The 23,958-nt window shown below is 70.7% G+C and carries 23 protein-coding genes; 11 read left to right on the forward strand and 12 right to left on the reverse strand.

Translation table 11 applies throughout. The features are described 5' to 3' along the window. The first annotated feature begins 47 nt into the window (after positions 1 to 47). The gene (locus JX575_RS16315; protein ID WP_186339128.1) at positions 48 to 434 is read left to right on the forward strand and encodes a DUF2237 domain-containing protein; all 387 of its coding nucleotides are present in this window, start codon (positions 48 to 50) and stop codon (positions 432 to 434) included. 34 nt (positions 435 to 468) lie between these two features. Then, positions 469 to 1,272, forward strand: coding sequence for an alpha/beta hydrolase (locus JX575_RS16320; RefSeq protein WP_206054428.1), 804 nt, complete (start codon positions 469 to 471; stop codon positions 1,270 to 1,272). A gap of 33 nt (positions 1,273 to 1,305) precedes the next feature. Here JX575_RS16320 and JX575_RS16325 read toward each other — a convergent pair whose 3' ends face one another. Then, positions 1,306 to 2,037, reverse strand: coding sequence for a helix-hairpin-helix domain-containing protein (locus JX575_RS16325; RefSeq protein ID WP_186339130.1), 732 nt, complete (start codon positions 2,035 to 2,037; stop codon positions 1,306 to 1,308). A gap of 95 nt (positions 2,038 to 2,132) precedes the next feature. Between JX575_RS16325 and JX575_RS16330 the strand changes: the two genes are divergently transcribed. The 3 genes from JX575_RS16330 (at position 2,133) to JX575_RS16340 (ending at position 7,904) form a co-directional block, all read left to right on the forward strand. Next, positions 2,133 to 3,260, forward strand: coding sequence for a glycerate kinase (locus JX575_RS16330; RefSeq protein ID WP_186339131.1), 1,128 nt, complete (start codon positions 2,133 to 2,135; stop codon positions 3,258 to 3,260). A 154-nt stretch (positions 3,261 to 3,414) separates the two neighbouring features. Beyond that, positions 3,415 to 6,222, forward strand: a complete 2,808-nt coding sequence (locus JX575_RS16335; protein ID WP_241005214.1) for a DEAD/DEAH box helicase family protein — start codon at positions 3,415 to 3,417, stop codon at positions 6,220 to 6,222. 504 nt (positions 6,223 to 6,726) lie between these two features. Then, positions 6,727 to 7,904, forward strand: a protein-coding gene (locus JX575_RS16340; RefSeq protein WP_186339132.1) for an IS3 family transposase whose coding sequence is annotated in 2 segments (ribosomal slippage) — positions 6,727 to 7,011 and positions 7,014 to 7,904 — 1,176 coding nt in all. Because the reading frame shifts where the segments join, the coding sequence is not laid out codon by codon here. A 503-nt stretch (positions 7,905 to 8,407) separates the two neighbouring features. Here the strand turns inward: JX575_RS16340 and JX575_RS16345 are convergent. The 5 genes from JX575_RS16345 to nrdR all read right to left on the reverse strand — a co-directional run bounded on the left by JX575_RS16345 (position 8,408) and on the right by nrdR (position 14,528). Then, a complete protein-coding gene (locus JX575_RS16345) occupies positions 8,408 to 8,986 on the reverse strand; it encodes a hypothetical protein (protein WP_186339133.1) in 579 nt (192 codons plus the stop codon). Further along, the gene (locus JX575_RS16350) at positions 8,983 to 9,537 is read right to left on the reverse strand and encodes a hypothetical protein (RefSeq protein WP_206054429.1); all 555 of its coding nucleotides are present in this window, start codon (positions 9,535 to 9,537) and stop codon (positions 8,983 to 8,985) included. Before JX575_RS16350 ends, JX575_RS16345 begins: the two co-directional genes overlap by 4 nt. Beyond that, positions 9,534 to 10,604 (reverse strand): nucleotidyltransferase, encoded by a 1,071-nt coding sequence (locus JX575_RS16355; RefSeq protein WP_186339134.1) that lies wholly within the window; start codon positions 10,602 to 10,604, stop codon positions 9,534 to 9,536. Before JX575_RS16355 ends, JX575_RS16350 begins: the two co-directional genes overlap by 4 nt. A gap of 425 nt (positions 10,605 to 11,029) precedes the next feature. Next, complete coding sequence (locus JX575_RS16360; protein ID WP_186339135.1) at positions 11,030 to 13,927, reverse strand: vitamin B12-dependent ribonucleotide reductase; 2,898 nt, start codon at positions 13,925 to 13,927, stop codon at positions 11,030 to 11,032. A gap of 124 nt (positions 13,928 to 14,051) precedes the next feature. After that, positions 14,052 to 14,528 (reverse strand): transcriptional regulator NrdR, encoded by a 477-nt coding sequence (gene nrdR, locus JX575_RS16365; protein WP_186339136.1) that lies wholly within the window; start codon positions 14,526 to 14,528, stop codon positions 14,052 to 14,054. Positions 14,529 to 14,881: 353 nt separating this feature from the next. Here nrdR and JX575_RS16370 point away from each other — a divergent pair, with 353 nt between their 5' ends. Continuing rightward, entirely contained in the window at positions 14,882 to 15,223 is a 342-nt protein-coding gene (locus tag JX575_RS16370) for a hypothetical protein (RefSeq protein ID WP_186339137.1), read from the forward strand. A 166-nt stretch (positions 15,224 to 15,389) separates the two neighbouring features. Here the strand turns inward: JX575_RS16370 and JX575_RS16375 are convergent, their stop codons facing one another. The 5 genes from JX575_RS16375 to JX575_RS16395 all read right to left on the reverse strand — a co-directional run bounded on the left by JX575_RS16375 (position 15,390) and on the right by JX575_RS16395 (position 18,840). Then, a complete protein-coding gene (locus JX575_RS16375; RefSeq protein WP_186339138.1) occupies positions 15,390 to 15,641 on the reverse strand; it encodes a hypothetical protein in 252 nt (83 codons plus the stop codon). Positions 15,642 to 15,940: 299 nt separating this feature from the next. Next, entirely contained in the window at positions 15,941 to 16,738 is a 798-nt protein-coding gene (locus JX575_RS16380; protein ID WP_186339139.1) for a hypothetical protein, read from the reverse strand. A gap of 11 nt (positions 16,739 to 16,749) precedes the next feature. Beyond that, positions 16,750 to 17,274, reverse strand: coding sequence for a hypothetical protein (locus JX575_RS16385; protein ID WP_186339140.1), 525 nt, complete (start codon positions 17,272 to 17,274; stop codon positions 16,750 to 16,752). Positions 17,275 to 17,475: 201 nt separating this feature from the next. Beyond that, on the reverse strand, positions 17,476 to 17,829 hold the full coding sequence (locus tag JX575_RS16390) for a LysM peptidoglycan-binding domain-containing protein (protein WP_186339141.1): 354 nt from the start codon (positions 17,827 to 17,829) through the stop codon (positions 17,476 to 17,478). Between the two features lie 192 nt (positions 17,830 to 18,021). After that, entirely contained in the window at positions 18,022 to 18,840 is an 819-nt protein-coding gene (locus JX575_RS16395) for an SDR family NAD(P)-dependent oxidoreductase (RefSeq protein WP_186339142.1), read from the reverse strand. Positions 18,841 to 18,968: 128 nt separating this feature from the next. Here JX575_RS16395 and lexA point away from each other — a divergent pair, with 128 nt between their 5' ends. Next, on the forward strand, positions 18,969 to 19,691 hold the full coding sequence (lexA, locus tag JX575_RS16400; RefSeq protein ID WP_222129336.1) for a transcriptional repressor LexA: 723 nt from the start codon (positions 18,969 to 18,971) through the stop codon (positions 19,689 to 19,691). Position 19,692: 1 nt separating this feature from the next. On the opposite strand, the gene JX575_RS16405 is transcribed toward lexA, so the two are convergent. Then, positions 19,693 to 20,580 (reverse strand): LysR family transcriptional regulator, encoded by an 888-nt coding sequence (locus tag JX575_RS16405; RefSeq protein ID WP_186339143.1) that lies wholly within the window; start codon positions 20,578 to 20,580, stop codon positions 19,693 to 19,695. Between the two features lie 82 nt (positions 20,581 to 20,662). Between JX575_RS16405 and JX575_RS16410 the strand changes: the two genes are divergently transcribed. The 4 genes from JX575_RS16410 to JX575_RS16425 are packed head-to-tail and all read left to right on the forward strand — an operon-like array spanning position 20,663 to position 23,872. Further along, positions 20,663 to 21,481, forward strand: a complete 819-nt coding sequence (locus tag JX575_RS16410; protein WP_206054430.1) for an NAD(P)-binding domain-containing protein — start codon at positions 20,663 to 20,665, stop codon at positions 21,479 to 21,481. Beyond that, positions 21,478 to 21,837, forward strand: coding sequence for a nuclear transport factor 2 family protein (locus JX575_RS16415; protein ID WP_206054431.1), 360 nt, complete (start codon positions 21,478 to 21,480; stop codon positions 21,835 to 21,837). Before JX575_RS16410 ends, JX575_RS16415 begins: the two co-directional genes overlap by 4 nt. A 43-nt stretch (positions 21,838 to 21,880) precedes the next feature. Then, on the forward strand, positions 21,881 to 23,098 hold the full coding sequence (locus tag JX575_RS16420; protein ID WP_186339144.1) for an FAD-dependent oxidoreductase: 1,218 nt from the start codon (positions 21,881 to 21,883) through the stop codon (positions 23,096 to 23,098). 42 nt (positions 23,099 to 23,140) lie between these two features. Beyond that, the gene (locus tag JX575_RS16425; RefSeq protein ID WP_186339145.1) at positions 23,141 to 23,872 is read left to right on the forward strand and encodes a sulfotransferase family 2 domain-containing protein; all 732 of its coding nucleotides are present in this window, start codon (positions 23,141 to 23,143) and stop codon (positions 23,870 to 23,872) included. Positions 23,873 to 23,958: the final 86 nt, after the last annotated feature.

Below are 23,958 nucleotides of genomic sequence, written 5' to 3' on the forward strand. Positions count from 1 at the left end.
GGCCCCGCCCCGGGCGCCCGTCAGGTGGCAGGCGCGATGATCACCCCATGACGGAGCGCAACGTCCTCGGCGGCGAGCTCGACCCCTGCGGCACCGACCCGGTCACGGGCTTCCACCGCGACGGCACCTGCACGGTCGGCCCGCAGGACGTCGGCCTGCACGCCGTCTGCGCGGTGATGACCGAGGAGTTCCTGGCCCACCAGGCCGCGGTCGGCAACGACCTGTCCACCCCGCGTCCCGAGTGGCACTTCCCCGGTCTCGTCCCGGGCGACCGCTGGTGTGTCGTCGCCGTCCGCTGGCTCCAGGCGTACGACGCCGGGGTGGCCGCCCCCGTCGTGCTGTCGGCCACGTCCGAGCGCGCGCTCGACGTCGTACCCCTCGAGGTGCTGCAGGCCCACTCGGTCGACGTGCCGCCCGACCTCAGCGGGCTCTGACCCGATGACCCGTCGTCTCGGCAGGAGGATCCTCATGGCGGTCGTGGTCGTGCTGCTCGTCGGCGGGCTGGCCCTGGCGGCCGTCTGGGGACTGCAGCGGCAGCTGATCTACTTCCCCGACGCGAGCGACGTGCCGCCTGCGGACGAGGTGCTCCCCGGCGCCCGTGACGTCACCCTGCAGACGTCCGACGGGCTCGAGCTGGGTGCGTGGTACGTCGCGGCCGACGCCGCGAGCGACACCGGGATGGCGGTGCTGGTGGCGCCGGGCAACGGTGGCAACCGCGCCGGACGCGCCGGTCTCGCGCGGCAGCTGAGCGATCGTGGATTCAGCGTGCTTCTGGTCGACTACCGCGGCTACGGCGCCAACCCCGGCAGGCCGAGCGAGAAGGGACTGGCCGCCGATGCCGACGCCGCGGTGCGCGCCCTGGGCGACCTCGGCCATCCGCTCGACCGCACGCTCTTCTTCGGTGAGTCGCTGGGCACCGGCGTGGTCGCAGGCCTGCAGCAGCGGCACCGTCCGGCCGGCATCGTGCTGCGGTCGCCGTTCACCGAGCTCGCGGACGTCGGTCGCCACCACTACCCGTGGCTGCCTGTGCGCACGCTGCTCCGCGACCGGTTCCCCGTGCTGGAGCCCCTGGCCGCCAGCGACGTCCCCGTCACCGTGATCTACGGCGACCGCGACAGCGTGGTGCCGACCGAGCTCAGCGCGCGGGTCGCCGACGGCGCGCCGGCCCTCGTCGAGCGCGTCGTGTTCGAGGGGGCCGACCACAACGACGCGGTCATGTTCGGGCGGCGGGTGGCCGAGGCGGTCGCCCGGCTCGCCCGCGAGGTGCGCTGAGCTCCGTCCACCCACCGTCAGCTGCTCACCTCGTCACAGCAGGATGATCCGGTCCTTCACGCTGTCGAAGGCGGCAGGCTCGAGGCCGGCGAGGGTCATCAGGTCCTCGGGGTGCTCGAACCTGCTCAGCTGCTGGCGTGACTCGACGACGCCCGTGGCCTGGTCGGCGGTGAGCCCGAGCGACTGCTGCAGGACCTCGGCGGGCGCACTGTTGACGTCGACCAGCCCGCCGTCGTCGTACTGCCGGGGCAGGTCGGGCCGACCGATCCGCAGGTCGCGGGCCATGGCGGGATCGCGCCTCGCGAGGGCGCGCGCCTCCTCGCGCTTGGCGCGCTCGGCCTGCACGAGGGCCACCGCGGCCGCGTTGGGGTCGTACGACGGAAGGGGCGCAGCCACCGGCACATAGCTCACCTGGGCAGGCCCCGCGACCTTCCCTCCCATGACGAGCGCGTAGACGACGGAGCCGATCCAGGCAGCGAAGTAGAGCGTGAGACCGATGTCGGAGCCCAGGCCGTCGCTGTCGTCGGCGGCGACGAGCATGAAGCCCACGAGCCACGAGGCGCCCAGGCCGCCGGCCCACGTCCATGCCTGCCGGGTCCTCGACTTGGTCGCGATGGCGATCAGCGGCACCACGGCCAGCAGGCCCATCGAGAAGGCGGGGAACACCCACAGCCATCGCAGCGGCTTGCGGCTGTGGTGGACGGCGGGCGGGCCGGGCCGCATGTGCTCGCCGCCGTAGGGACCTGCGGGTGGGCTGGGCTGCATGCGCGCGATCGTATGTCGTCGGCGCGCGCGTCGCCGCAGAACGACGCGTGGGATCCGCGTGCCGGACGCGCCGACGCACGCCCTAGGTTGGCGCCATGACCCGCGTCCTCCTCGCCCCCGACAAGTTCAAGGGCTCGCTCACCGCGACCGAGGTCGCGGCCGCGCTCGAGCGCGGGCTGGCGGGCGTCGCCGGCGACGTCGAGGTGGCGGTCTCCCCGGTCGCCGACGGTGGCGACGGGACGCTCGACGCCGCCGTCGCGGCTGGCTACGAGAGGGTCGACGTCCGCGCGAGCGGGCCGACCGGCGAGCCGGTCGACACTGCGTGGGCACACCTCGCGGGCACTGCGATCGTGGAGATGGCCGACGTGTCGGGGCTGGTGCGACTGCCCGGCGGGCGGTTGGAGCCGATGACCGCCACCAGCCGCGGCACGGGCGAGCTCATCGCGGCGGCGCTCGACGCGGGCGTGCGACGCATCGTGCTCGGCGTCGGCGGCAGCGCCTGCACCGACGGCGGGGCCGGCCTGCTCCAGGCCCTCGGCGCGCGACTCCTCGACCCGTCGGGTGCCGAGATCGGCGACGGCGGCGGCGCCCTCGCCGCGCTGGCGGCCGTCGACCTCGGCGGGCTCCACCCGCGGCTGCGCGAGGTCGAGGTGGTGGTGGCGTGCGACGTCGACAACCCGCTCACCGGCCCGCACGGCGCAGCGGCGATCTACGGGCCCCAGAAGGGCGCGAACGAGGCGCAGGTGGCCGAGCTCGACGCGCACCTGGGCCGCCTCGCCGACCTGGTGTCGGCCGCGACCGGCCGCGACGTCCGCGACGTCCGCGACTCCCCCGGCGCCGGAGCAGCGGGCGGCGTCGGGTTCGCCGCGATGGCCGTGCTCGGCGCCACGCTCCGGCCGGGGATCGACCTCGTCCTCGAGATGGTCGGCTTCGAGCAGACTCTGGCGGGAGCCGACCTCGTCGTCGTCGGCGAGGGCGCGCTCGACGAGCAGTCGCTGCGCGGCAAGGCCCCGATCGGCGTGGCACGGCTCGCCCGGGCCGCCGGCGCCCGAGTGGTCGCCGTCTGCGGGGTCAACCACCTGTCCCCACCCGCCCTCGCGGCGGCCGGCATCGACGCGGCCTACGCCGTCGTCGACCGCGCGCCGAGCACCGAGTCCGCGATCCACGACGCGGCGACGCACCTCGAGCAGCTCGCTGCCGACGAGCTGCCGCGCCACCTCTGACTCACACCACTCGCGGGCGTCCGTGGCCTGGCGGCTGGCGCCCGCCTCTCCGAGACGGTGGAGGTCGCGGCCGCGTGGCAGCATTCACCGACACACCTGCAGCGCACGGCGGCTCGCCAGGTGAGTCCCCCGAGCCGACCAGGAGGCGTCCACGGTGCCCGATCCGGACACGTCCGCCGTGCCGCCGCTGCGCATCCACCAACGTGAAGCGCTCGAGGCTCTCACCCGCGCATGGGCCGACGCGGATCACCCACGCGCATGGGTCGTCCTGCCGCCCGGCGCAGGCAAGACGCGCGTCGGACTCGAGGCCGTCTCGGGCGAGCTCCGGGCACACCCCGACACCCGCGCCGTCGTGCTGGCCCCCAACACCGCCATCCAGTCCCAGTGGATCGCCGAGGCCCAGACGTTGGGGCTCGACGCGAGCGACGACAAGTCCCTCCTCAGCCCGCTGACCTGCCTGACCTACCAGTCCCTGGCCGTCTTCGACTCCGAGGCCGCCGGCGACGTGGACTCCACGACCCCGGTCGTCGACCGGCTGCACCCCAACGGCGTCGCCCTCTTCGAGCGGATCCGCACCCAGCCACGCCTGGTGCTCGTCCTCGACGAGTGCCACCACCTGCTCGAGGTGTGGGGGCGGCTGCTCGCCGAGCTGCTCGACGCCATCGGTCGCGCGCACGTCCTCGCGCTGACCGCGACACCGCCCGAGAGCCTCGCCGGCGAGCAGCGCGCCCTCGTCGACCGGCTCTTCGGAGAGATCCGCTACCGCGTCTCGGTGCCGGCGGTGGTGAAGGAGGGCCACCTCGCGCCGTTCGACGAGCTCGTCTGGCTGACCACCCCTACGGCCACCGAGGAGGTCTGGCTGACCGGCGAGGCGCTGCGCTTCACCGAGCTCACCACCCTGCTCACCACCCCGGGCTTCGGGTCGGTCGGTTTCTACGAGTGGCTCACCGCCCGGTTCGTCGAGCCCGTCCCCGCCACGACCACCTGGGCGGCGCTCGCCGAGCGCGAGCCCGATCTGTGCGACGCCGCTCTGCGCATGCACCACGCGGGCCTACTCGCCCTGCCCGTCGGCGCCCGGCTTCGGGAGGGGCACCGGCACGCCCCGTCGGCCGAGGACTGGGTCCGGCTCCTCGGCGACTGGCTGCTCCACCACGTCGCCGAGTCCGCCGACCCGGCCGACGCCGAGGTGCTCGCGGTGGTGAGGGCCGCGTTGCCGTCGGTGGGCCACCAGTGGACGCGTCGCGGCGTACGACGCGGGCGCTCCACCGTCGACCGCGTGCTGGCCAGGTCGTACGCCAAGCCCGGCGCCGCCGTCCAGATCATCGCGTCCGAGCACGCCGCGATCGGCGAGCGGACCCGGGTGCTGGTGCTGTGCGACCACGAGCGCGCGACCGCGACCGTGCCGTTGACCCTGGACGGGGTCCTCGACGCCGAGGCCGGGTCGGCGATCGCGGCGCTGGAGGCCCTGCTCGCAGACCCGAGCACCGCGCTCCTGCACCCGATGCTGGTCACCGGCTCCGTCGTCGCCGCCTCCGAGGCGACGCTGCGCGACCTCGTCGCCTTCGTCACCGACCGCGACCCCGACCTGGCCTCGCGCCTGCACGTCGAGACCGCGGATGGCCCGGTCGCGACGTGCGCGTCCGGATGGACCTCGCGCGCCTGGGTCGGCCACGTCACCGCGTTCTTCGAGTCCGGCCGGACCCAGGTCCTCGTCGGCACCCGCGGTCTCCTCGGCGAGGGGTGGAACGCCCGCGGCGTCTCCTCGCTCGTCGACCTGACCACCGCCACCACCCTCACGGCCGTCGTCCAGACACGCGGCCGGGCGCTGCGCACCGACCCGACCTGGCCGGACAAGGTCGCCACCAACTGGACCGTCGTGTGCGTCTCGGAGTCACACCCCAGGGGCGACAACGACTGGTCCCGGCTGGTGCGCAAGCACCAGGGGTTCCACGGCATCGACGCCGACGGCGACATCGTCGACGGGGTCGCCCACATCGACGCGTCCTTCTCCCCCTTCACCCCGCCACCCGTCGACTCGTTCGACGCCCTCAACGCACGGATGCTGATGGCTGCCTCCGCGCGAGACGCCATCCGCGAGGCCTGGAAGGTGGGTGAGCCCTACCAGGACGTCACGCTCGCGTCGCTGCGCGTACGCCGCCCCGCCGTCGACCTCGCGCCACCCGACGAGGTCGTCACCCTCACGCCGGTCCCTCCGTCGTGGCGGCTGACCTCGGACGGCATGACGACCGAGGCCCCGGTCCCCGCGACGAGCTGGCGTACGTCCCTCGCGCTGGGCGCGGCGGCTGCCGGTGTCGGCGCCGCCTCCCTCACCGTCGGCGAGTGGGCGCTCGTGGCCGGCGCAGTGGGCGGGCTCGCGACCCTCGGCCGGAGCGCCGTGACCGCTCGATCGCACGCGGACGACCTCGCCTCGTGGGTGCGAGAACAGCTCGCCCTGACGGCGGGCGTCCCACCGCTGGAGGCGGTCGCGGCGGCAGTCGCGGACGGCCTTGCTTCGGCCGGGCTGACGACCATCGGCGCGTCGGCGCTCGCGGTCGACGTCCACCCGGGCGGGGAGTACCGCTTCCGCCTCGTCGGCACCGAGGACGACGCCGAGGTGTTCGCAGCCGCGTTCGACGAGGCGATCGCCCCGGTCGGCGCCCCGCGCTACCTCGTGTCGCGCTACACCGACGCGCACCTGCCAGACCGCGCGATCCGTACGCGCCGGGGCGCGCGCTCAGCGTTGCGTGCCGCCCGGGCCACCAGCGAGGCCTGGCATCCGGCCCCAACCGTCCTCGGCCGCAACGCCACCAACGCCCGCTGCTACCTCGACGCCTGGCGCAGGTGGGTCGGCGAGGGCCGGCTGCTCGCCACCGCGAAGCCGGAGGGAGCCGGCGTCGCGACCGCGGTGTCGGGCGAGGACCCGTTCGCTGCGACCACGGTGATGCGCCGACACTGGTCCTGACCCAGTGCGCGTGCCGAACTCGGCGACCACGTGGGCCTTAGACCGCGACGATGGTCAGGGTCGGGTCCAGCCGCGCGATGTCGTTTGATCATACTGTCCGGCGCGCAAGCGGGACCACCTTCGAGGACTCCTCCGGCAGAGGTCGACGGCGACGGCGACGGCTACCGTCGTCCTGGCGGCTGATCTCGTCCTCGTAGGGCAACGGCGGATAGTCGACGTACCTCGGATCGGCGCGCATCATGACCTCGAGGCTGACCCCACCACCCACCTCGCGACGCGCTCCCGACCTGCGAGCCCCGGACAGAGGTGGCGCATGTCTGGCACGGCGGCAGTTCTTGCATCAGTTGCTCACTCGCCCGATAGGGCGCAGGCCCCAACAAACCGCCAGACACGTCGCGATACCAGTGCGTGCAGTCGTCGTGATGGCGACTTTGGGACTGCTGAACGAATAGGGGACTTCCCGATCGGCTAGGACGAGGGTCCTGGCTGGAAGGATGGTCCGTCGTGGCTGGCAGGTATCCCAAGGAGTTCAAGGAAGACGTGATCCGGGTCGCCCGGGACCGTGGACCGGGCGAGACTCTCGAGCAGATCGCGCACGACTTCGGTGTGCATCCGGTGACGTTGTCGAAGTGGCTGCGCCAAGCCGATGTCGAGGACGGCATCAAGCCCGGTGTCACCAAGGACCAGGCCGCCGAACTCCGCGCCGCACGCAACCGGATCAGGCGACTGGAGCAAGAGAACGAGGTCCTGCGCCGGGCTGCGGCCTACCTGTCGCAGGCGAGCCTTCCGGGAAAAGGCTCTACCCGCTCGTGAGAGACCTCGCGGCGAGCGGTGTGCCTGCTGAGGTCTCCCTGGAAGTGCTCGGGCTTGGCCGCTCGGCCTACTACCGGTGGCTAGCGAAGCCGATCACCGACAGCGACTACGCCGAGGCGTACCTGGCCAACGCGATCTTCGATGCCCACCGCGACGACCCCGAGTTCGGCTACCGGTTCCTTTTCGATGAGGTCACCGATGCCGGCCACGAGGTCAGCGAACGCACCGTGTGGAGGATCTGCTCGGACAACGGCTGGTGGAGGGTGTTCGGGAAGAAGAAGCGCGGCAAGAAGGCCAAGGTCGGCGTCGCGGGCCATGACGACCTCGTCCGTCGAGACTTCACCGCGGCGGGCCCGAACCTGCTGTGGCTGACCGACATCTCCGAGCACCGCACCGACGAGGGCAAGCTCTACATCTGCGCGATCAAGGGCGTGTGGTCCAACCGCATCGTCGGCTACTCAATCAGTGACCGGATGGAGTCCAAGATCGCCGTCGACGCCCTCAACAATGCCGTCGCCCGCCGAGCAGTCGATGGGCAGAAGGTGGCCGGGTGCACGCTGCATTCGGACCGCGGGTCGCAATTTCGTGCGCGGAAACTTCAGCAGGAACTGTGGTGCCATCAGCTCCTCGGATCGATGGGCCAGGTCGGCTCAGCCGGCGACAACGCGGCCATGGAGAGCTTCTTCGCGCTGCTCCAAAAGAACGTCCTGAACCGGAGGCGATGGACCACCCGCGAGGAACTTCGCATCGCAATCGTGACCTGGATCGAGCGGACCTACCCCCGCCGCCGACGCCAAGAACGGCTCGGACGTTTGACCCCCATCGAGTTCGAACTCATCATGAGCAAGGCCGCCGATCAGGCAGCGTAGTCAAAAGTCCCCTGATCGTTCAGCAGTCCCGAGTGAGCAGTCGCGTCGGCTAGACGCTGACCTCAACCAAGAGGACGACGACGGGAACGGGTGGGCGCTTGTCGAACACTCCGCTTCGACCCGTCTTGGCTGTTCCCGGGCGCGCTCGTGGAGGTGGGCCGCACGGGCGGACACACGCTGGCGACCGTCCTCCGAACCGAGCTGATCGAGACAACGGACGGGCGGACTGCGGTGCTGGTGACGTTCCGGAAGGAGCTGCTTCCTGGCGACCAGGAGCGATACCAGTGGTGGTGGGACGCGCACGGGAGTCAGTGAGTCGCGGGACGCACGATCTTCATACGTAGCATCACACTTTGCCGCCGAGCTCATGCCCGGACGATCGGCCCGGGCGCGAGGGCTGGCACCTGAGCTGCACCACGTAAGACGTCCCGCCCGAGTCCACTCGGGCGGGACGTCTATGGGCGGATCACAGGCCGATTACCGCGGTCGTCGAGGCGCTCGGGTCAGTCCTTGATGTGTGCGAACCACCGGCGCCACCTGGGCGTCAGGGCCCGGTGCATCTCGTAGAGCACCGTCTTCTTCGCCTTGTCTGACCGGGACCGGTCATACCCCCGACCCAGCGGAACCTCACGGTCGCGCTTCGTCGGCTTGGCACGCCAGGCGGACGTCATCTGCGGACCAGCGTCCTTGACCGCCGCTGTCACGAACTCCTCGAATGCCTGTGCAGTCCGGGCCGGAGCGTGCAGGCGAAGCAGACCGCAGTAGTAGTTGTGACGACTCTTGACGTCGCTGAGATGCGAAGTGATCTCGGCGCGCTGCTGCGCAGACCCGTCCCTGCGCCTGATCCGGTAGGGACCCTCGAGGTAGTCCTCGACCGAACGCAGCGCCTCAGCGAACGCCGCCGACCGCCGCTCACGCCGCGCGGCAGCCTGGTTGGCCGCGTACGTCCAGACCGCGACCAGGATCGTGGCGGCGGCCGCGAGCCCCGCACCGATCAGCGTCGTCCCCTCGCCCCACCCGAAGTTCTCGAACAGGCCTGACTTGGGCTTCGCTGCAGCGACAACAACGACCTGCGCGATCACGACGCCATCACGTCCGGAACGCCGTGAGCCGCCTCGCCTCCAAGCCACTGACCCCGCCGCTGACCACCGGTGAGGCGCCAGTAGTGCTCGAAGTAGAGGTGGTCGCGCACCAGGTTCAGCAGCGGCAGCAGGCCGTCGGCTGCGGTCCACCGCTGCTCGACGGCACTCCACGGGTAGTAGAGGCACGGCGCCTGGTCGGACATGCGGTGCGGCGATACAGCACCGCAGTCGGCCCAGATCCGCGGGTAGTTCTCCGGTGCGATCCCGTAGGTGTCGTACGGCGGGTCCTCGAAGAAGGCAACGGTGACCGGGACCGTGTCGCGGCGTCCCGGAACGTTCAGGCCGTCGTGATGGTAGGCCAGCCAGCCGGTGGATCGGCGCCATGAGACGCCGATCCCCTGCTCGCGACGCAGGTGGAGACCGTGGGCGCGCTGGGCGTCGCGTTCTAGGTCGATCTGCCACGCGGGCTGGGCGCCGTACCAGAGCACCGGGCGTCCTGCGCCGTCGCGATCACCTGAGGTTCTGAACACGTCCGCCGCTGATTCGCTCACAGTCCCCACGACGACACGTCCCGACGCTCCTGGAACGCGCCTGCTCCAACTCCGGTGAGGAGAGCGGGGGAACCGGTGCGCCTCCCCTCCCGGGCCTTATCGTCGCGAACCTTGCGGGCCTGCTCCATGGTGACGTCGTACTCGTCAGGGCGGGTCAGCATCTGCTCGTCGCGGAACATCAGCGCGAGCTCTTCCCACGCCAGAACCGGGTAGCCAGCCTTCTCGAACTCGACCGCCTGCGCGAGGTGCGCCACGGCTTCCCGCAGCTGTGCGAGCACCTCAGTGCGGGACTTGTTGAGCTTGATCGGCTTGTCCGCGACGCCGGCGGGGTCCTCAGTCTCAGCGACAGAGATCTCGTCGATGGCGTGATCGAACCACACCTTCAGACCGTCGGTCTGGGTCATGGGCTGGAACAGGCAGCCGAGGGCAAGCGCCTTGATGTTCCACGAGCACAGGGGCATGTCGTTGCGCCGGTTCCAGTGCTTGAGGAGCCGGACGACCCGCGCGAAGACGATGTCAGTCTTGTCGATGGCGTTGCGCACCATCCGCGTGTGCTCCTCGGGATGCGCGCGGTCCCACTCGCGGTACCTCGGGATGTAGAGACCTTCGGCCTCGAGGTTGTCGATCGCGACGATGACGTCCGCGGTGAAGTCCTTCTCGCCGGCCGTCACCGGGTCGCCGAAGCGGACGAGGATCGACCGCTTGCGTCCCTCCGCGATGACGGTGAGCTTCCGGTACTCCGGGCCGAGCTCGCGACGGATAGCGTTCGCGGCACGGTCCTTCAGGTCGCCGGGGCCCTTCTTCCCCGGGCCGTGGGAGTCGACGGCCTCAGCGACGACGACACCGAGGTCGATGTCGGTCAGCGGCGTCAGCGCGTCCCCGTGAGCGACGCTTCCGTTCACGTAGATGCGCGAGCCGGGGAACTCCTTGCGGAGCGCGGCGCCGATGAGACCACGGCGGACCTTGGCCTCATCGAGCTCGTCGTCGAGGACCTGGATGCGACGTCGCGCACATTCCAGAAGTTCCTCGACGGTAGGGGTCGTACGACTGTCAGCAGTGTGCTTCACTGAGCCCACTCCTTCTGTAGAGGTTGGAGTTTCTTGAATCGGATGCCCCTCGCCCTGGCCGGCGGGGGGTTCCGCTTTTTCTCGGGCTATGCCCGCTACGGCGGCACTACGTCGTGCTGCCGAAGTTTTTGTTCTGTTGTCGCGACTGGCCTCGCGTGATCAGAGTTCGTGACGTCATTCCAGCAGGCGCCACCGACACTCGTGCCGGACGTGCCGGGACCTGTGCAGCCTCTGCCTGTCTGCCTCGGTCCCGGAGATGCCGCCGGCCCGGCGCCCCACGAATGGGGCACCGGGCCGGGTAGGTGACTTCATCATCAACATCAACTAGATGTTCTCCCCGTCAACTTGATGATGATGGTGGTTGGCAGCGATGCAACCGTGTCAGACTGCGCAATTCATGTAGCCAGAACCGTGCAACCCAACAATCAACTGCAGCCGCTGGTGCTCCCGCAGCCCTCGCACACGTAGCACGAGCCGGCGGGGCGCATCTTGGTACCGCAGGTCATGCAGAGCGGGGAGTCGACGGCGGTGCCGGTGAGCTTCTCGAAGAGCTCGGCGGTGGTCTTCGCCTCGCCGGTGGTCACTCGGGCCGGGACCTCGCGGGCCTCGGCGCCGTGGGTGTCCTTGGTCTCGAGGTCCTGGACCTCCACGACGTCCGCGGACGCCGAGGAGGACGCGGGCGACGTGAGCTCGGAGGCCGAGCCCGTCTCCTCCACGAGCGGCTCGTAGGAGCCGGTCTCGAGGTGGCGCTGGCGCTCCTCGGCGGAGTAGATGCCGAGCTGCGAGCGCTCCTCGAAGGACAGGTAGTCCAGGGCGAGGCGACGGAAGATGTAGTCCATGATCGACTGCGACATCCGCACGTCGGGGTCGTCGGTGAGGCCGGCGGGCTCGAAGCGCAGGTTGGTGAACTTCGAGACGTAGGTCTCCAGCGGGACGCCGTACTGCAGGCCGATCGACACGGCGATCGAGAAGGCGTCCATCACGCCGGCGAGGGTCGAGCCCTGCTTGCCGAGCTTGAGGAAGACCTCGCCGAGCTGGCCGTCGTCGTGGGCGCCGGAGGTCATGTAGCCCTCGGCACCGCCGACGGTGAACGACGTCGTGCGGGAGACGCGCGACTTGGGCAGGCGCTTGCGGACCGGGGCGTAGACGACCTTCTCCACGACCTTGGTCTCGACCTCGGCGGAGGCCGCGGCCTTGTCGGCGGCGTCCTTCTTGGCCTTGCCGCCACCATCGGACAGCGGCTGGCCGACCTTGCAGTTGTCGCGGTAGATCGCGGTCGCCTTGAGGCCGAGCTTCCAGGACTGCAGGTAGACGTCCTCGATCTCCTCGACCGTGGCGTTCTCGGGCAGGTTGACCGTCTTGGAGATCGCACCGGAGAGGAACGGCTGGCATGCCGCCATCATCCGCACGTGGCCCATCGGCTTGAGCGAGCGGGCGCCCATCGCGGTGTCGAAGATCTCGTAGTGCTCGGTCTTGAGGCCGGGGGCGTCGACGACGTGCCCGTGCTCGGCGATGTAGGCGACGATCGCCTCGATCTGCTCGGCCTGGTAGCCCATCTTCTTCAGGGCCCGCGGGATCGTCTGGTTGACGATCTGCATGGAGCCGCCGCCGACGAGCTTCTTGAACTTCACGAGCGAGAAGTCGGGCTCGATGCCGGTGGTGTCGCAGTCCATCATGAAGCCGATGGTGCCGGTGGGTGCGAGGACGGACGCCTGCGCGTTGCGGAAGCCGAACTTCTCACCGACCTTGATCACGTCGGCCCACGCCTTGGTGGCCAGCTTGTGCACCCGGCCGTCCTCGGTGTGCAGCACGCGTACGACGTCGTTGGCCGCCTGGTGCTTGCGCATCACGCGCTTGTGGGCCTCGGCGTTGCGGGCGTAGCCGGCGTAGGGGCCGACGATCCCGGCAAGCTCGGCGCTGCGCTTGTAGGACGTGCCGGTCATGAGCGAGGTGATCGCGGCGGCCATCGAGCGGCCGCCCTCGGAGTCGTAGCCCAGGCCCATCGCCATCAGCAGCGCGCCGAGGTTGGCGTAGCCGATGCCGAGCTGGCGGTAGTCGACGGTGGTCTTGCCGATCGCCTCGGTCGGGAAGTCGGCGAAGCAGATCGAGATGTCCATCGCGGTGATGATGAACTCGACGGCCTTGGCGAAGAGCGCGGCGTCGAAGGTGTCGTCGTCCTTGAGGAACTTCAGCAGGTTGAGCGAGGCGAGGTTGCACGAGGAGTTGTCGAGCGACATGTACTCCGAGCACGGGTTGGACGCGGTGATGCGGCCGGTCTCGGGGTTGGTGTGCCAGTCGTTGATCGTGTCGTCGTACTGCAGGCCCGGGTCGGCGCACTCCCACGCGGCCTGGCTGATCTTGCGGAACAGGTCGCGGGCGTCGACGGTCTCGATGACCTCGCCGGTGCCGCGCGAGCGCAGGCCGAACTCGGTGCCGTCCTCGACGGCGCGCATGAACTCGTCGCTGACGCGCACGGAGTTGTTGGCGTTCTGGTACTGCACGGAGGTGATGTCAGCGCCACCCAGGTCCATGTCGAAGCCGGCGTCGCGCAGCGCGCGGATCTTGTCCTCCTCGCGCGCCTTCGTCATCACGAACTCCTCGATGTCGGGGTGGTCGACGTCGAGGACGACCATCTTGGCCGCACGACGCGTCGCGCCGCCCGACTTGATGGTGCCCGCGGACGCGTCGGCGCCGCGCATGAAGGAGACGGGACCGGACGCCGTACCGCCGGAGGAGAGCAGCTCCTTGGAGGAGCGGATGCGGGAGAGGTTGAGGCCGGCGCCGGAGCCGCCCTTGAAGATGAACCCCTCCTCCTTGTACCAGTTGAGGATCGAGTCCATCGAGTCGTCGACCGAGAGGATGAAGCAGGCCGAGACCTGCTGCGGCGACGGGGTGCCGACGTTGAACCAGACGGGCGAGTTGAAGGAGAAGTACTGGTTGACCAGCAGCCAGGTCAGCTCGTGCTCGAAGATCTCGGCGTCGGCGTCGGTGGCGAAGTAGCCGTTGTCGATGCCGGCCTTGGTGTAGGTCTTCACGACCCGGTCGATGAGCTGCTTGAGGCTCCACTCGCGGACGTCGGAGCCGACGGCGCCGCGGAAGTACTTGGTGGTGACGATCGTCGAGGCGTTGACCGACCAGAAGTCGGGGAACTCCACGCCGCGCTGCTCGAAGACGGTCTCGCCGGTCTTCCAGTTCTGCTGGAGGACGTCTCGACGCTCCCACGTGATGGCGTCGTAGGGGTGCGTGCCCTCGGTGCTGAAGACGCGCTCCATCTTCAGGCCCTTGCCCCTCGCCTTGGCGCGGGTGCTCACCGTCTCGGTCATGGAGTTCCTCTGTCCCTCGTATATGGATGGTGCGGGTGGTGGTGCGTGCGCGAGTCGACTCGCGGGGGGTTTGGTGAGGCCCGGCAGGCAGCTTCCCCACTACCTGCCGGGCCCGTCTGGGGGGTCAGCCGGTCTGCACGGGCTGATCGCCGGCGGCTCGCTCGAGCCGCAGCATCTTGATCTCGGCGTCGAAGTCGTCGACCGACTCGAACGCGCGGTAGACGCTCGCGAAGCGCAGGTAGGCCACCTCGTCGAGCGCCCGCAGCGGGGCCAGGATCGCGAGGCCGACGTCGTTGGCGTCGAACTCGGCCTGACCGCTCAGGCGCAGGGCGTCCTCGACCTCCTGGCCGAGGCAGGCGAGCTGGGCATCGGTGACCGGGCGGCCCTTGCAGGCCTTCCGGACGCCGGCGATCGCCTTGTCGCGGTTGAACGGCTCGGTCGCGCCGGAGCGCTTGAGCACCGTGAGCTGCATCTTCTCGACCGTGGTGAAGCGGCGGTCGCACGCGGCACACGTACGCCGCCGGCGGATCGAGGCGCCGTCGTCGGCCACCCGGGAGTCGAGGACCTTGGTGTCCTCGTTCTTGCAGTTGGGACAGTGCACGGCGGTCCTCCTCTCGAGCGGTGGGCGCGCGTCATACACCCACATAACGGGGTGTCGGCTGGGGATGTTCCTGTGGACAACTAGTCTCGGGCTGTGTGGTTCGCCCTCTGGCCTGTGCACCAGATGTGGATAACTACAGCGGTGTAAGTACTAGATGTAGTGGTAACCGTACGCCCCGACCACAACGCCTGGCAAGCGAACGCGAATCCTCGGCCGAGGTATTTCGCCGGCTCGACAAAACCGCAGGTCAGTGCGCGGCACGGCACCTCGGGGGCGGTCCTGGACGGCGTGTCGGTCGGCGCCAAACTCGTCGAACCCCTGCCCCATGAGGCCCCATCCGCCACAATGACGGGGTGTCCACAGCGGGGAAGCGAGCAGGTGCGCGGAGAGGCGCGCGGCCCCCGCGGACCCTCGACCGGACCGCCCTCGTCCTCGGTGCCGCGATCACCCTGTGCGTGGTGGCGTGGGGCTACCTCGTCTACGCCGCCATCGACTTCGGCACGGCGGCGCGCAGCTCCTCCGGCGGCTCGGCCTGGCTGTTCATGGCGCTGGCCTGCCTCGGCGCGATCGCCTGCCTGTTCGCAGGTCTGATGCTGGTCGCCCGGCTGATGCGGACCCTCGGGATCACCGAGGCGCCACCCCCTCCGGACGACGCTCCCCCGCGCCCCGTCGGCGGGAAGCGCGCCGCCCGCTGACCGTGGAGGTTCCGAGCCGCCCACTGGCTCGGAACCTCCACGATCTTGGGGCGGGCGACGGGCCGTGCGTCCCGCCCTCCCCGATCGCGGCATCGGGCGCGGCGCATGAGGCCGACTCGCAGTCTTGCTTGCGTGCCGACGCGAGTGCACGTCGATCTAGGGCTGATCAGCTTGGCTCGATCCAGTAATGACCCACCACCCAGCCCTTGCGGAACGGCTCGAGGACGACCCGAAGGGTGGTGCGGCCACCCGGGAACTCCTCACGTCGCCCGTCCCCGTGCCGGACGACCGTACGAGGGACGTCCTTTGTGACGAGGTAGGTCGCGTCCGAACCGCGCACCTTGGTGATACGGATGATGGTCGAGCCCGGGAAGTCGACGGAGCCACCGCCCTCGAAGGCGCGTTCGACCGCCTCCACGAAACCATCGCAGGGGTCACATTCAGAGGTCATGGACGCGTAGTGCGACGTCCTTCCCGTCATCTGCATCTCGTCGCTGGCTGCTTCCCACCGACGGATGAAGGCTCGTGGGTTCGACCGGTCCCGCGCGAAGTAGGCAGAGTCGACGGGCCGCCGTTCCTGTGGCTTCCCATGACCAGGCTGGGGATCGTCGCTCGTCCTGGGAGGTACGGGCGCAGGCTCCTTGGCTGCACTGCCGCACGACGCGAGGCTCATCGCGATTGCGGCACCCGCCAGCGCCCGCACGACCATTCGGTGGGTCATCGCAGGACGAGCTGCGGGAGTGCCTCGACGACCTCGAGGTCCTCGCTGGCGCCGGTGACCCAGATGGTGGACGGAATGGTCTCAGGGGGGCCGCCGTCGACCGTGAAGCTGGCAGCCCCGTACTGGGTGTCAACGCTGACAGCGACCTGTTCGACCTGCTCGTAGACGTGGGCCACGTCGAGACCTGGGTACGGCGCCCCCGGGCTGGTCGTCGTCTCAGAGGTGCCGTCGCCGAAGTTCCAACGGTACGCAACCGGCCTGGCGGTGACGACCACGTTGGATCCCTGCAACTGCACCGGAATGCTTGACGCTTGCGTGTTGGCGGTGAAGAAGTTGGTCTCCAGGTTGACAAGCGTCTTCCCGTTCGGCGGCTGGACCGACAGTGCCGATGGGGACCAGTCCAGTTCGTCAAACGCTCGGATCACAAGTGTGCGAATTGGAGGGTCGTCAACGTCCGCCGCCTCGTCCGCCGTCAAGCAGGCCGTGCCCACCCTAGTCCCGTCTCGAAACACCGCGTACAACGTTCCCGTACGACCATCGACCGTGCAGGCCCGGGGATTTGAACAAGCTTCCACCCCGCCCGAAGTTCCGTCCTTACACAACTGATAGACCAGCCACGTCGACTTCGGCTCGGCCTCTTGCGCCGCTTGGAGGGTCTGACCCGTGTACTCGCATACGACCTCAACCGAGTAGAGGTCGGCTGTCTCGTAGCAGGTTTGCCCATCCGCCTGCGCAGCCGTCGGCGACCAGATGGCGCTCTGCGCGGCCAGCACGATCACGACGACGTAGATCACCCGAGCACCGATCACGACGGCACCTGCGTCAGTCGCACGACCCTCCACGGCGACGTCGCATTGAGACGGAATCGGTAAACCAGGTCCCCGCCCGAATACTCCTGCTCCCGGGCATTCGAATTCTCTTTGATAACAGTGGGCGCTGATGTCACGCGCACGTCAAAGACCGGACGTGAATCGCCTCCGGACTTGTCGGACACGTCTTCAACGGACCAACCCTCCGTCCTCACGAAACCGCCGGCGTCAAAGGCGCTCCGAACCCGATCGGCCACCTGCGAGCAGGCTTTGCACCCGGCCGACAGGCGGAGGTACTCCGAGGTATCGCCCGAGTTCTGCATCGAGTTGCTCACCTCAACCCACCGCCGAATGAAGTCCTCCGGACTCTCGACCTCAGCCGTCTCGGTCTCCACCGGCGTCGGGGTCGGCGAGGAGCTAGTGGGATCGGGGATCTTGGGCTCGGGGGCGGGTTCGTCGGAGCACCCGGCCACGAGGAGCGGGACGGCGAGGGTGAGGGCGAGTGCGCGGCGCAGGTGCATGAAGTGCCTCCCGAGAACGACATCAGCACGCTGAAACTACCCATTCCCGCGCCCCCGCAACCACCCCGGCGACGAAACCTGTGGACGACGCCCCAGCGGGGCCGGGATGGGAATGCGCCGAGGGGCGGGCCCGTGGGCCCGCCCCTCGCCTTCCCCTGGTCCACCAGCCGGGGTCGAAGCGGCTGATGGAGGCCTCGCGCGTCAGTCGGAGACGACCGGGACGCGGAGCTTCTGGCCGGCCGCGAGGCCGGCGGACTCGAGGGCGTTGAGCCGCTCGATCTCGGTCATCACCGCGCGGACGTCGCCGTCGGTGGCGATGTCGCTGGCGATCCCCCACAGGGTGTCGCCGGGCGCCACCTGGACGATCTGGGTCGGGGCGGGCTGGCCGGCCTCGCCGGTGCCGACCGCGCCGCCGGCGAGGACGAATGCCACGGCGAGGGCGAGGAACAGCGAGGTCAGGAAGACCACGAGCCGGCCACGGCGGGTCAGCCGCACGGTGGAGCGGCGCTGGGCAGCAGCCGGGGCGAAAGCGGGGGAAAGGCTGAGGGTGCTCATGGTGGCCTCCTGGGGAAGAATCAGCCGGTCGTCTCTGTCGAGCGAATGTCTAGTCGGACCCACCGACAGTGGCCTCGGCCACCGGTGGTCGATCAGACGTTCGATCGAACATGTGTACGACGGTAGAGCACGTGTTCGAACGACGCAAGCACCTCGTCGAACAAATGTTCGGGGCTTCCCCAGGTGGAGACGTCAGCGGCGCTTCATGGCGCGCCGGCCCTGCGCGGCGAAGAGCCCGGCCGCGTGCTGCATCAGCCCGGGAGCCAGCGCCGAGCCGCGCACGACTCCCCCGCGCCACCCCGGCACGGCACGCACCACCCGGCTCGACCCGACGAGCTCGACCGCGGCCGCCGCGACGTCCGCCACGGCCAGGATCGGGCCTCCCGAGTAGACCAGCTGCGACCCCAGGCCGTCGGGGTCCTGCGCGGCGAGCATCGCGGTGTCGACCCCGTCGGGGCACAGGGCGTGGACCCGCACCCCGCGCGGCGACTCGGCGTTGACGGACGTCGACAGCGAGACGACCGCGGCCTTCGTGGCCGCGTACACGCTGTATCCCGGCACCGGGCCGAGGCCGGCGAGCGAGGCCACGTTGACGACGTCGCCACCCGCTGGGCCGAACGCCGCGAGCGCCGCGCGGGTGCCCCACATCGTGCCGAGCAGGTTGACCTCGACCAAGCGGCGCACCTGCTCCTCCGCCAGCTCGGCGAGCGTGCCGTCGTCGCCGACGCCGGCGTTGTTGAACCACGCGGTCAGCTCGCCGTGGCGAGCCGCCTCCTCCGCCACGAGCCGGTGCGACGCAGGGTCGCGTACGTCCTGGGCCAGGCCGGCGACCGCGCCGATCTCGTCGGCGGTGGCGGTCGCCGCGGCGCCGTCGAGGTCGCCGATCAGGACCCGGTGGCCGCGGGCGATCATCAGCTCGGCGATGCCGCGACCGATCCCACGCGCACCACCCGTCACGACGCTCACGGTGGGGGTCCCGGTCGAGGAGGGTGTCGAGGAGCGTGTCGTCATGGCGGGACCCTAGCGACACGCGGCTTCGAACAGGTGTTTGATCCTGACCTGCCGGGCGGTCTACGGTGGGCGCACCAGCTCCTCCCTGACCAGCCGTGGACGGAGGGGGCAACCGCACTGGAGGACGCATGGCCAAGCAGGACGACAAGAACGTCATCGAGATGCCCGACGGACCCCCGGACGCCACCGGCCTGACCCCGCGCCAGCAGCGGGTGCTCGCCACGATCAAGGACTCCATCGAGACCAAGGGCTACCCGCCGTCGATGCGCGAGATCGGCCAGGCCGTCGGCCTCACGTCGTCCTCGAGCGTCGCCCACCAGCTGCGCGTGCTCGAGGGCAAGGGCTTCCTCAAGCGCGACCCCAACCGTCCCCGCGCCCTCGAGGTGTTCCTCCCCGAGGTGATGGCCGCCCGTCGCAGCATGTCGAGCGGCGAGGAGACCTCGATCGACGAGACCGGCATCGGCGACGCGATGCCGACGGCGATCAACATCCCGGTCGTCGGCCGCATCGCCGCCGGTGGCCCGATCCTCGCCGAGGAGCAGGTCACCGACGTCTTCCCGCTGCCCAAGCAGCTCGTCGGCGACGGCACCCTCTTCCTCCTCGAGGTCTCCGGCGACTCGATGGTCGACGCGGCGATCTGCAACGGCGACTACGTCGTGATCCGCCAGGAGCAGACCGCCACCAACGGCCAGATCGTCGCCGCGCTGATCGACGGCGAGGCGACCGTCAAGACGTTCCAGCGCAAGGACGGCCACGTGTGGCTGCTCCCCCACAACGACGCCTACGACCCGATCCCCGGCGACGACGCGACGATCCTCGGCGTGGTGACGGCGGTCCTGCGCAGCCTCTGACCTACCGCGCGGAGCCGGACGCGGCGGCGACCAGCGCCGCCGTCAGCTCCTGCACGCCGGGCCGCGGACGACGCTCGCGGCTCAGCGCGTAGACGGTGCGGGTCGGTGGCGCGACCAGACGGCGTACGGCGACGCCCGCCGGCAGGCCCGGCACCAGCATCGCCGGCACGAGGGCGACGGCGAGCCCGGCCGCGACGAGTGCCACCTTGCCGAGCAGGTCGCCCGCCACCAGCTCGACCCTGGGCTCGAACCCGACCCGGCCCGCGGCCCGCTCGAGCAGGCTGCCCGAGCCGGGGTGGTCCTCGGCCCAGATCTCGTCGGCGAACGACGTGAGCCGCACGCGCCGGCGGCCGGCGGCCAGGGCGTGCCCCGCGGCCAGGACGACGCACATCTCGTCCTCGAGCAGTCTCGTACGTCGCACCTCGGGGTCCGTGGGCAGGCCGGGTGGATAGTCGGTGACCACCGCGACGTCCACGTCGCCCGTGCGCACCCGCTCGTGCAGCCGGGCCGAGCCGTCCGAGCGCAGCGCCACCCGCGGACCCTCGGCCGGGAGCGACCGCAGCGTGCGGGGCACGAGGTCCACGGAGGCGGAGGGCACGGCGCCGAGGGTGAGCGGCACCGCGTCGCCAGCGCGGGCGCGACGTACGGCGTCCCTCGCCCGGGCCGCCTCACCCACCAGCAGGCGCGCGTGCGGCAGCAGCGCTTGCCCTGCGGCCGTCGGCCGGACCCCGCGCGGCAGGCGCTCGAGCAGGGCCTCGCCGAGGTCGTGCTCCAGGCTCGCCACCTGGCGCGAGATCGCCGACTGGGTGTAGCCGAGCTCCTCGGCCGCGGCCGTGAAGGAGCCGGCCTCGCACACCGCCACGAAGGTCCGCCACGCCGTCAACGCCATGCAGAGAAGTATGCGCAGACCGCATGGAGCGATGCGACACCTGCGCTTGTCGCAGGCCGCTGCCGGTTCCATGGTCGTAGGCATGAACGAACACGTGGTGGTGCTGGGGCTCGGGCGGATGGGCCGGGCGATGGCAGAGACCCTTGCGTCCGCGGGCGCACGGGTCGCGTCGTGGAGCAGAGGCGGCGGCGGGACGGCCGGCACGGCCCCGGAGGCGTTGGCGCGCCCGGGGCCGGTCGTGCTCGCCGTCTACGACGGGCCTGCCTGTCGCGCGGTGCTCGCCCAGGTCGCCGAGCACCTCGCCGGGCGACTGGTCGTCGTCACGAGCACGGTCGGAGTCGACGAGGCCGACGCGCTGGCGTCGATCGTGTCCTCGGCGGGCGGCCGATACGTCCACGCGCCCGTCGTCGGCTCCGTGCCGGCGGTCCGGGCCCGCACCCTGCGCCTCCTGGCGGGCGGACCGGCTGCCGACGTCGAGGAAGCGGTCAAGGCACTGACACCGGTGCTGGGCGGCGTGAGCCGGTTCGCCACCCCGCGCGAGGCCGCGGCCGCCAAGCTGGTCGCCAACGCGTCGCTGGCCGCCGCGCTGCTCTCCGTGCGCGACTGCCTGGCCGGCGCAGCGGCGCTGGGGCTCCCGCTCACCGCGGCGCTCGACGTGCTGGCCCTCGGGCGGCTCGGCGACACCGTGGGATCGCTCCGCCCTCGCCTCGAGCGCCCCGACCAGACCGCGCACTTCACCGTCGACGCGCTCGTCAAGGACCTCGGGCTCCTCGCAGCTGCGGGAGGACCCTCGGCCCCGCTCGACCGGCTCTCCCGCCTCGTCACGACGGGTCGGTTGACCGGAGCCGACGACGTGTCGGCCGTGGCGCTGTCCGCCTCCACCCGGACGGCCACGTCGTGACCGGCATCGACGACGTGCGGGCGCCGCTACACGCCTATGCCCGCGGGCACGCTACGGGGGACCCGTCGTGGTTCCGCACCGCGTTCCTCCCCACCGCGCACGTCGAAGGGCTGCGTGAGGGCACCTTCACCTCCTGGTCGATGGACGACTACTGCGCGTTGTTCGACGGCACGCCGGCGCCCGACGAGGCGGACCGGAGCAGGACCGTCGACCAGGTGTGCGTCGAAGGGACCGTCGCCACGGCGACCATGACGCTGCGCCACGGGGAGTCCGTCTTCACCGACATGTTCGTCCTGGTGCGGGTCGACGGCGTCTGGCGGATCGCCAACAAGGTCTACCACCGGCACGCGTCCTGACACGGACCGGTGCACCTCAGGGTCCGGCGGGCACGATGGCTCCATGAGCCACCTCGAGCAGTCCTATGACTACGTCATCGTCGGCGCGGGGGTCGCTGCGGCGAGCGCCGTGAAGGGCATCCGCACGCGTGACCAGGGCGGCCGCGTCGCCGTCATCGGCTCCGAGCCGGACAAGCCGGTCTACCGGCCCGTGCTCTCGAAGGACCTCTGGCTCAAGGACGACGAGACGCTCGAGGGGGCGTCGCTGGCCGGCGACCTCGACGACGACGACGCGGTCGACCTGACCACCGACACGACCGTGACGGAGATCGACCCCGGCGCCCATGTCGTACGCCTCGCCGACGGGAGCACCGTCGGCTACGGCAAGCTGCTGCTGGCCACCGGTGCCGAGCCCCGCCAGCTCCCCGTCGACCCGGGCCCGCGGGTCGTCTACTACCGCACCGCCGCCGACTACCAGCGGCTGCGGACGATCGCGACCGAGGGCAGCCACGTCGTCGTCGTCGGTGGCGGCTACATCGGCTCGGAGATCACCTCCGCCCTGGTGCAGAACGGCGTCGAGGTGACGCTCGTGCTCGACCGCGAGGACGTGCAGGAGCAGATGTTCCCGACCGCGCTGGCGGCCACGGTGACCAAGGCGCTCGCCGACCGCGGCGTGCGGCTCGTGCACGGCTCGGTCGAGCGCGGCACCGAGCACGACGGCGGCGTCCGCATCCGCCTCGCCGACGGCACCGACGTCGCGGCCGACGCGGCCGTCATCGGAGTCGGGGTGCTGCCGCGCACCGGCCTCGCCGAGTCCGCCGGCCTCGAGGTCGAGGACGGCGTCGTGGTCGACGAGCACCTGCGCACGAGCGACCCCGACGTCTACGCCGCCGGCGACGTGGCGTCCTACCCCGACGCGCTGCTGGGGCGCCGACGCGTCGAGCACGTCGACCAGGCCGAGAAGTCCGGCGAGCACGCCGGCAGGGCGATGGCGGGCGCCGACGAGGCGTACGGCTACACGCCCTTCTTCTGGTCCGACATCCTGGACTTCGGCTACGAGGCCGTCGGCGAGACCAGCAGCGACCTCGACCTGGTGGAGGACTGGAAGGACGGCGAGATCGGCACCGGCGTCGTCTACTACCTCCGGTCCGGGCTGGTGCGCGGCGTGCTGCTGTGGAACGTCTGGGACAGCGTCGACCGGGCCCGCGAGGTGATCGCCGAGACGGCGAAGCAGCCGGTGGCCGACCCGGAGTCGCTGCGCGGGCGCATCCCGCTCGGCTGAGCGCGCCCGGGCAGGGCGCGGCGCCGGTGTAGCCTCGCGCCGATGTCATCCTCCGGCCCCCACCCTCCCCCTCCGGGGCTCTTCCGCACCCGCGCGGGGAACCGGCGGCGGTTGACGCCGGAGGCGCAGGAGGAGGTCGAGCGGCTGGCGGGCGCGGCCGAGGCGTCCGCGTGGCTCAGCCCGCTCGCGTACAACCTCACCATCAGCCACAGCCACCGGTTCGTCTGGTATCGCGTGGCCAAGGTCGCCACCCGCACGATCCGCCACCACTGCGAGACCCACGGCGTGAGCATGGACGTCGACCACGCGATGCGGGTGCGCTATCCCCTGGCCAGCTTCGCCGACTACTTCACCTTCGCCTTCGTGCGTGACCCGCTCGACCGCTTCGTCTCGGCGTGGCAGGACAAGGTCGTCGACCACAACTACTACGGCTTCGACCCGGCCACCCTCGCGCGGATGCAGGCGATCGAGGAGTTCGCCCGCTGGACCGCGGGCCACGACCTGGCGGCCGTCCCGGGCACCGACCAGCACCTGACGCTGCAGAGCCGGATGATCGACCTCAACCGGGTCGACTTCGTCGGCCGGCTCGAGACGTTCGACCGCGACTTCGCCGAGGTGTGCGAGCGCATCGGCGCCCCGGCGGTGCCGACCGCGCCGAAGAACCAGACGGCGCCGGGTGGCCGCGACCGGCGGGTGTCGCCCGAGCTGGGCGAGCTGGTCGGGCGGATGTACGCCCGCGACTACCAGGTGTTCGGCTACGAGCCGCCGGCCTGAACCCCCTGGGCGGCGACCACCATGAAGGCAGTTCGCATGCCCGGCACCCCGGTGCCGAGCGTGACGGTGGCCCGTCCCCGGCCGAA

It is taken from the genome of Nocardioides sp. zg-1228, from assembly GCF_017086465.1.
Taxonomy (GTDB): domain Bacteria; phylum Actinomycetota; class Actinomycetes; order Propionibacteriales; family Nocardioidaceae; genus Nocardioides.

Coding starts and splice junctions, on each gene's coding strand:
- lexA (WP_222129336.1), top strand. CDS start 18,969: ATGGCCAAGCAGGACGACAAGAACGTCATCGAGATGCCCGACGGACCC.
- JX575_RS16385 (WP_186339140.1), bottom strand. CDS start 17,274: ATGCACCTGCGCCGCGCACTCGCCCTCACCCTCGCCGTCCCGCTCCTC.
- JX575_RS16420 (WP_186339144.1), top strand. CDS start 21,881: ATGAGCCACCTCGAGCAGTCCTATGACTACGTCATCGTCGGCGCGGGG.
- JX575_RS16325 (WP_186339130.1), bottom strand. CDS start 2,037: ATGCAGCCCAGCCCACCCGCAGGTCCCTACGGCGGCGAGCACATGCGG.
- JX575_RS16425 (WP_186339145.1), top strand. CDS start 23,141: ATGTCATCCTCCGGCCCCCACCCTCCCCCTCCGGGGCTCTTCCGCACC.
- JX575_RS16395 (WP_186339142.1), bottom strand. CDS start 18,840: ATGACGACACGCTCCTCGACACCCTCCTCGACCGGGACCCCCACCGTG.
- JX575_RS16360 (WP_186339135.1), bottom strand. CDS start 13,927: ATGACCGAGACGGTGAGCACCCGCGCCAAGGCGAGGGGCAAGGGCCTG.
- JX575_RS16405 (WP_186339143.1), bottom strand. CDS start 20,580: ATGGCGTTGACGGCGTGGCGGACCTTCGTGGCGGTGTGCGAGGCCGGC.
- JX575_RS16330 (WP_186339131.1), top strand. CDS start 2,133: ATGACCCGCGTCCTCCTCGCCCCCGACAAGTTCAAGGGCTCGCTCACC.
- JX575_RS16410 (WP_206054430.1), top strand. CDS start 20,663: ATGAACGAACACGTGGTGGTGCTGGGGCTCGGGCGGATGGGCCGGGCG.
- JX575_RS16390 (WP_186339141.1), bottom strand. CDS start 17,829: ATGAGCACCCTCAGCCTTTCCCCCGCTTTCGCCCCGGCTGCTGCCCAG.
- JX575_RS16315 (WP_186339128.1), top strand. CDS start 48: ATGACGGAGCGCAACGTCCTCGGCGGCGAGCTCGACCCCTGCGGCACC.
- JX575_RS16320 (WP_206054428.1), top strand. CDS start 469: ATGGCGGTCGTGGTCGTGCTGCTCGTCGGCGGGCTGGCCCTGGCGGCC.